The organism is Armatimonadota bacterium (assembly GCA_020354555.1).
GTDB lineage: Bacteria > Armatimonadota > Hebobacteria.
The window spans coordinates 2,985,646-2,991,046 of the sequence record CP070648.1 but is presented as its reverse complement, the minus strand read 5'-3'; the positions used below and the strand labels follow the sequence as shown (position 1 = coordinate 2,991,046).

At 66.7% G+C, this 5,401-nt stretch carries 5 protein-coding genes; 1 reads left to right on the top strand and 4 read right to left on the bottom strand.

What is annotated here, in order from left to right; translation table 11 throughout:
* From JSV65_12260 to JSV65_12245, 4 genes are all read right to left on the bottom strand, one after another.
* The coding region (locus JSV65_12260; protein UCH33344.1) for an ABC transporter permease at nucleotides 1-380 on the bottom strand (380 nt) is incomplete at its 3' end.
* A gap of 100 nt (nucleotides 381-480) precedes the next feature.
* Complete coding sequence (locus JSV65_12255) at nucleotides 481-1,428, bottom strand: ABC transporter ATP-binding protein (GenBank protein UCH33343.1); 948 nt, start codon at nucleotides 1,426-1,428, stop codon at nucleotides 481-483.
* A 4-nt stretch (nucleotides 1,429-1,432) separates the two neighbouring features.
* On the bottom strand, nucleotides 1,433-2,395 hold the full coding sequence (locus JSV65_12250) for an ABC transporter ATP-binding protein (GenBank protein UCH33342.1): 963 nt from the start codon (nucleotides 2,393-2,395) through the stop codon (nucleotides 1,433-1,435).
* Between the two features lie 45 nt (nucleotides 2,396-2,440).
* A complete protein-coding gene (locus tag JSV65_12245) occupies nucleotides 2,441-3,874 on the bottom strand; it encodes an efflux RND transporter periplasmic adaptor subunit (protein UCH33341.1) in 1,434 nt (477 codons plus the stop codon).
* A 205-nt stretch (nucleotides 3,875-4,079) separates the two neighbouring features.
* Here JSV65_12245 and JSV65_12240 point away from each other — a divergent pair.
* On the top strand, nucleotides 4,080-5,401 hold a 1,322-nt coding region (locus JSV65_12240; GenBank protein ID UCH33340.1), incomplete at its 3' end, for a hypothetical protein.

The following is a 5,401-nucleotide window of genomic DNA, read 5'->3' as shown; positions in this document are numbered from 1 at the left end:
CTCGGATCGGTGCCGTCAACGATCACCTGCACCTGCGCGCTCCTGCCCGCCGCGAGGTCGCGCGCGTAGCCGCGCGGAATCGCCAGCGCCACCTTGGCCGAGCCCCGGTCTATCACACGGTCAACCTCCGCCGGCGACCCCACGTAGCGAACCACGTCGAAGTATTCGTTGTTCTCGAAGGCGCGTATCAAGTCGCGCGCATCGGAACTCCGGTCCTGGTCGAGCACAGCCGTGGGCAGATGCTTCACGTCCATGTTGATCGCGTAGCCGTACAGCACCAGCATCAACACGGGCAGCACGACGACCACCGCGAGCGTGCGCGCATCGCGCACGATCTGGATGAATTCCTTGCGCGTTATCGCCCACGTTCTCAGCAGCATTCCCGGTACTTCCAGTCAATCAGCTTTCGGGCGCGGCTTCTCCTGAAGTCGCCGATACAGGGCTCGCCGACAAACTCAGCGCGTCAGCAACATGAAACGTCTAGCAGCTTGCCTCGGCGCGCTCCGCCTCCTCCACCAGGGCCACGAACACGTCCTCGAGCGACGGCACAATCGCTTCCACATCCGTGACCGCGACGCCGGCCTCGGACAGCACCCGCCGCACGTACCCCGCGGAGTCCTCCCGGGCGGGCATGACCACGTGCAGATCCTTGCCAAAGACCGCCACATCGCCAATGCCGGCATCCGCTTCAAGCGCATCCATTGCTTGCATCAGCGGTTCCGCCGCCACCTCCAGCAGCACTCCCGTCGCGTACTTCTGCTTGAGCTGCGCCGAGCTGCCGATGGCAATCAGCCTCCCGCCGTGAATCAGGGCAAGGCGGTCGCAGTGCTCCGCCTCGTCCATGTAATGCGTGGTGACGAATACCGTGACCCCGCGTCCGGCGACATCGTAGATCAACTCCCAGAAGTTGCGGCGCGATACCGGGTCAACGCCCGCGGTCGGCTCGTCGAGGAACAGGATCTCCGGCTCGTGCACCACCGCGCATCCCAGCGCCAGCCGCTGCTTCCAACCCACCGCCAGCTCGCGGGTCAGGCTGTGCTCGCGCTCGCCCAGGCCGGCCATGCTGAGGATCCACTCCTTGCGCTCCGCAAGCCGTTCGCTCGGCAGCCCGTAGACGCCCGCGTAGAACTCGATGTTCTCGGCTACCGTCAAGTCCTCGTACAGCGAGAACTTCTGCGACATGTAGCCGATGCGCTCTTTGACTTGCTCTGATTGCGTGCGGATGTCCAGCCCGGCCACGGCGCCCGTGCCAGCGGTCGGTTCGATGATCCCGCACAGCATGCGGATGGTGGTGGACTTGCCCGCTCCATTGGGGCCGAGAAATCCGAACACCTCCCCCCGCGCGACCGAGAAGCTGATGTTGTCAACCGCGATGAAGTCGCCGAACTTCCGCGTCAGATCGTTGACTGTTACCGCGGACTCCGCCATGTCGTCACTCCCCTGTCGCCGCCCCGGCGAGCATGGAGACGAAGACATCCTCCAGGCTCGGGGTGATCTCTCGCGCATGGTCAATTGTTACGTCCGCGCGGCGCAGCGCGTCCTCGACCACCGCTTGGTCGCGCTCGGCACGCTCGACCCACACGTGGAGCCGCTCGCCGAAAACCTGCACCGAGAGCACTGCCGGCAGATCAACGAGGACATCTTTCGCTCGCCGCTGCGGCCTACAGATGAGTTCGATCACCTCTCCCCGCATGCGCCGGCGCAGATGGTCCGGCGTGTCGCATTCGATAAGGCGCCCCTTGTCTATCAAGGCGACGCGGTTGCAGCGCTCCGCCTCGTCCATGTACGGCGTGGTGACCACCAGCGTCACGCCGCGGCCGAGCAGCGTATACAGGATCTTCCAGAAATCCCGGCGCGACACCGGATCCACTCCCGTCGTCGGCTCGTCGAGGAACAGGATCTCGGGGGTGTGCATCAGCGTGCAGGCCAGGGCGAGCTTCTGCTTCATGCCGCCGGAGAGATCCTGCGCCAGCCGCTTGGTAAACGGGGTCAGGCGGCTGAACTCCAACAGCTCTCGCCGGCGCCCGGCGCGCTCGTTCCCGGGCACGCGGTAGAGGTCCGCGAAGAACGCGAGGTTCTCGGCGACGGTCAGGTCGCCGTACAAGCTGAAGCGCTGGGACATGTAGCCGATGCGCCGCTTCACTTCCTCGGGCTGCGCCAGCACGTCATGACCCGCGACCGTCGCCGCGCCGGACGTCGGCTCCATGATCCCGCACAACATGCGTATGGTGGTCGTCTTGCCCGCGCCGTCCGGCCCGACCAAGCCGAATATCTCGCCGCGTTCGACCGCGAGGTCAACCGAATCAACGGCGACGACCTGGTCGAATTCCTTGCGCAGCCCCGACGCCTGCACGGCATAGTCCACTCGGTTGCGCTGGTTGGGTGAATCTGTCATGAGCAGAAGCAGCCCCGGGTGCCGGCGCACGCTGAGGTGGGTCGCTTAGCGGCGGCTCTCGCCGTTGGTGTAGATGGTGGCGTCCGCCGGCATACCCGGCTTCAACTCGTGCCGCGGATTGGGGAGTTCCACCTTGACGCCGAATACGAGCTTTACCCGCTCTTCTTTGGTCTGCACGTTCTTCGGCGTGAACTCGGGCTTGTCGGCGATCTCCGTCACCGTGCCGGCAAAGCGCTTTCCCGGATATGCATCGGTCACGACCTCCGCCTTGTCGCCCAGCCGCACCCGCAGGTCGGGCTCGGGCACGTACACCCTCACCCACACCGAATCGAGATTCGCAAGCCGCACCACCGGCATCCCCGGCGTCACCAATTCGCCGAGCTCGACGTTTTTCAGGATGACCGTGCCGTTGGCCGGCGCCCGGATCACTAGATACTGCGCCATCGCCTCCGCGGAGGCCAGCGCGCCGCGGGCCTGCTCAGCCTGACCGCGCGCGGCGGCGATGGTCTCTTCCGTCGGCCCCGCAACCAGCAAATCAAGCTGCGCCTGCGCGGCGCGCGCCTGCTCCACAGCCGTGTCGTACTGAGTCTGCGCAGTCTCGCGTTGCTGCGCCAGAGCGAGGCGATCCGCGTACGCCTCTCGGGCGGTTTCCACGCTGCGTTTCGCGCCGTCGAGCTGCGCGCGTGCCTGTGCCTCGGCGGCGCGCGCCTGGTCGAGTTCCTCCGCGCGAGAGCCGGCCTCGAGTTCGGCCAACCTGGCCCGCGCGGCCGCCAGCGCGGCTTCGGCCGCATCCCGCTGCGCTGCCGCAGCGTCCCACTGCTGCCCGGAGATCGCCCCCGTCTCGAGCAGCTGCTTCGCGCGCGCCGCGTTCTCCGCCGCATTGAGCGCCTGCACTCTGGCCTGCTCGACAGCCGCTCGCGCCTGCTCGATTTGCTCGCTGCGAGGCCCCGCCGCGACCAACGCCAGCCGCGCCTGCGCCTGCTTGTGCGCGTTGACCGCCGCATCGTAGGCCGTCTCCGCATTGATCACCTGCGCCTTCAGCTCCGTGCTCTTCGTATATGCTTCTTTCGCGATTTCCACTGTGCGCCGCGCGCCGGCAACGGCAGCCTCGGCCTGAGCAACGTTGGCTCGCGCGCGCCGGATGTCTTCGTCGCGCGAGCCGCGCAGCAGATCCGCCAGTCGCGCTTCCGCCGACGCAAGCGCTCCCCGTGCTTGCTCCACTTGTGCCCGCAGTTCGTCGCCGTCGAGGGTTGCGATCACGTCGCCTGCGTTGGCTTCTTCTCCCTCCTCCACATTCAACCGCAGAATCTGCCCCGCCACTTTCGGGCTGACATCAATCTCCGTCGCTTCAATCGTGCCGCTGGCGACGATTGTGCCCGCCGGCCCGCGGTCGTGATCCCGCAGCAGAATCCAACCGACGCAGCCCAGAGCGATGGCGACGACTAACAGAAGGATTATGACCCTGACGCGTTGCCGCAATCTCTTCTCCTTGACCGACGCGGTCGCTTGCCGCCTCGCAAGCCGGTTCGGCGCGATTGTGCCGCGAACCTGCAAGCCAGGCGGACACGAAACCGCCGCCACGGCAGAGGCGCACGCGCACCGCGACAACGGGACGCTCGTACCTCGAAAGGGCGTCAGGACGCGACGCGGAAGGTCCAGATATTCCGGCGGCAGGAGAGTCTCCGTGAGCGGTCATTCCGTCGCAGCGTTCGTCCTCGCGGCAATCTGTGCTGCCGGCCTGCCACCGGCCATCGCGGCCGGCGGCGAGTCGGAAGCCTTCACAGCGACCATCCGCGTGGACACCCGCACAGCCGCGGGTGTCGTCAACCCTTGGATCCTCGGGAGCAACCTCCTCGGCTACCAGGTCAATGCATGGACCAACACCGCGCCCGAGTACCGCGACTACGGCTCCGGCGTATGGGATCCACAAGCGCGCGCGCCGGTCGCGCCGATGATCGCGCTCGCGCGCGGCGCCGGGGTGTCTGTCGCGCGTTGGCCCGGCGGCTGCGGGTCGCACCTCTTCGATTGGAAGAAGGCGGTCGGCCCGATTGCCCAGCGACCCCTGCAGCAGTTCGGCCTGCCGGAGTTCCTGCGCGTGTGCGAGGCAATGGCGGCGGTGCCTCTCATCACACTGGCGGACTACCACGGCGCCTCGCGGGACGCCGCCGACCTCGTGGAGTACCTCAACGCCCCTGATGACGGCCGCCACCCATGGGCGCGCCGCCGCGCGGAAGACGGCCACCCCGCGCCGTGGAACGTCGTGTGGTTCGAATACGGCAACGAGAGCGAGCACGGCGACCATCGCGGCCACCGGATGACGCCCGAGCAGTATGCTCGCAATTACCGCACCTATCGCCGCGCCATTAGGGCTGTGGATGACCGCGTTCAGCTCGGCGCGGTCATCGCCACCGGCTTCCCCGGCCTCGACGGGTGGGCGCGCACCGTCCTCGAAATCATCGGCCCGGACGTGGACTTCGTCATCCATCACTCCTACAAGCCGGGCTACTATCGCAATGACGGCGAGCCGGACGCGAAAACGCTGTTCCGCATCGCCCTGGCCGCCGCCGACCAGATACAGGCCTACTACGATGAGATGCGCGCCCTGCTCAAGGACACCACCGGGCGCGACGATGTACCGATCGCCGTGACCGAATACAACGGCCACTTCGTACAGGAACAGCCCGTGCCGTACCGCCACACCCTGGGCAATGCGCTGGTCAACGCCGAGATGGTCCGCGTCTTCATGAACCCGGCAAACAGAATCGCGATGGCCAATTTCTGGCAGTTCTCCAACGAGTACTGGGGCGCGGTGAAGGGCTACGGACACAAGGGCGACACATTAGTGAAACGCCCGCAGTACTATGTCTTCGAGTTCTACCGCAGCTACTTCGGCGAGCAGCTCCTGCCGGCGCGGGTCGAATCGTCAACCTCCGACACCGACGGCGGATACGGGGTGCAGCCGGCGCGGGGCGCCGGCTGCCGGTATCGCCTGTTCCCTGCCGATCT